This is a genomic window from Cupriavidus pauculus (genome assembly GCF_008801835.1).
Taxonomy (GTDB): domain Bacteria; phylum Pseudomonadota; class Gammaproteobacteria; order Burkholderiales; family Burkholderiaceae; genus Cupriavidus; species Cupriavidus pauculus.
Genome location: NZ_VZOW01000104.1, coordinates 1 through 465 on the forward strand (window position 1 = coordinate 1; position 465 = coordinate 465).

1 protein-coding gene is annotated in these 465 nt (G+C 57.4%); it reads right to left on the reverse strand.

What is annotated here, in order from left to right; genetic code table 11:
* Positions 1-465: DUF6396 domain-containing protein (locus F7R19_RS29590; RefSeq protein ID WP_249043182.1), on the reverse strand; the 465-nt coding region annotated here is incomplete at both ends.

Genomic DNA, 465 nt, shown 5'->3' on the forward strand with positions numbered 1-465 from the left:
CCTTCGTGCCAAGCGGCAGGCGTTCGGCCTTGCTCGAAGTGGTGAGCGGCAGGCCGGTCGCTGGATCGAGATTTTTTTCTTTGGCAAGTTGCTGCACCAGTTCCTCGGCGGGCTTCTGCGGCGGCACAGCCGCATCCTGCTCCTTCTGCCACTGAAAAGTACCGTCCCACTCGGGCAGCTTGGCCGGCGGCAGCGGCACGATCTTGTCGATGTCCGGTACCTTCGGATTGCGGCCGTCGCTCGAGTCGATGAACTTGCCGATCAACTTATAGCGATGCGATCGCTCCGCGTCACGATCAAGCGCCAGAAAATTCATCCGATCAGATTGTGGTGGCCCCTTAAATCCCTCTTCCAAAGCGAGCGCCGAGAGCGAATTTCCGGCCTTGACCCCTTGCTGAAATGCAAGAATTGCTTCGACAAAATTCTTCTTGTCCTGACGATTAATCCCCAGCGTATTGGCGGCAT